Annotated in this window: 1 protein-coding gene; it reads left to right on the forward strand. The window is 62.2% G+C overall.

Annotated features, from left to right (window positions below; all coding sequences use genetic code 11):
• Positions 1-221, forward strand: a 221-nt coding sequence (locus I6E78_RS18310; protein WP_197181728.1) for a hypothetical protein, incomplete at its 5' end; no start/stop codon positions are given.
• Positions 222-1,450 lie beyond the last annotated feature (1,229 nt).

Below are 1,450 nucleotides of genomic sequence, written 5' to 3' on the forward strand. Positions count from 1 at the left end.
CGGTGGCCGTTGGTGGCGTCTATCCGGGCGGCATTCGAGACGACAACGGCGCTACTGTGTACGTCAACGTGATTCCAAGCAGCCTTGCAGGCTTTGGGAACGTGTACGACCCTCCGGCATCTGGCGGAGCCGTGTGGTCTTCCGGTGACCTGACGGCAGGCCAAAAATCGCTGATGAGCCGTGACGGCGTGCTCAAGACCTATTTCCTCGCAGGGGCATAACACATGGCAACCGGATACGCATACCTCGAACCCCAGCGCCGCCGCGCATCGCGCAAGGTCACAGCAGGCTCTTCGCACACGAAGACAACCTACAAGACCGAGAAGACACAGGAAACCTTGGTCAACGAACTCACTGACGACGGCACGGGTGGCCTCGGTGATTTCGGCACGGTCAACTACGGCACGGGCGCGCTGAATGTGCGCCTGGTCGAGCTTGACCTGACGACGGAAGGATACAAAAGCGATCACGAAGATGCCGAATCCTTCGAGAGCTATCTGGAGCCTTCCACCGGAGGTGACAGCGCGCAGAAAGGCGGGGAGTACGGCGACACATCCGTGGGTGAAGAGCTGTTGGCCGCTTCGACGCTGACGGTGACGTACGCGACAGACTTCGCCAGCACGGTCACTACGGAGTACAGCTTCAAGCCCCCGACCATCACGATTGACCTGTGCCCATACACCAGCGACTACGTGGTGCCAAACAGCGTGCAGTTCACCTGGATGGGTCACACCTATGCGGACTACGACGGCGACCTGATTCGGGATCGCACGACCCCGGGCACCGGTTTTTTCGCAGGCCGAGTCAACTACGCGGGCGGCATCGCCGAGATCACAGACTACGTGGTGGACCCCCTCTACGACGCCGAAGACCTGACCATCACAAGCCTCTGGACTGTGCGTCAGAAGTGGACGACTGCCAGCATTTTCATGCGCACCCAGATCGCCCCCCTGAAGCCCGCCGGGTTCGTGATGAACCTGTCGGACACGGAGGGTAACGCGATCACCGCCAGCGCGGGCATCGACGGCGTGATCGCGGGGACACACCTGCGCGGCAAGGTGGACTTCGAGACGGGCGTGGTCGAGTTGCAGTTCGGCGACTACGTTCTCGACACCTCGCTGACCGTCGAGCAGAAGCTGGAGTGGTGGTACGACGCGGACGACGTGGGCGCAGTTGAGGCGCTNGTTCTCGACACCTCGCTGACCGTCGAGCAGAAGCTGGAGTGGTGGTACGACGCGGACGACGTGGGCGCAGTTGAGGCGCTGAAAATCTGGCGCCCATGGCCTGTGGACCCAACCACACTGCGCTACAACAGCGTGGCTTACTTCTACCTCCCGCTGGACGCCGACGTGTTGGGCCTGGACCCCGTGCGGCTGCCACAAGATGGTCGCGTTCCCATTTTCCGCCCCGGTGGCTTCGCCGTGGTCGGCCATACGGCGGTAACCAGTCC

It is taken from the genome of Pseudoalteromonas sp. NZS127 (assembly GCF_015864805.1).
Lineage (GTDB): Bacteria > Pseudomonadota > Gammaproteobacteria > Enterobacterales > Alteromonadaceae > Pseudoalteromonas > Pseudoalteromonas nigrifaciens.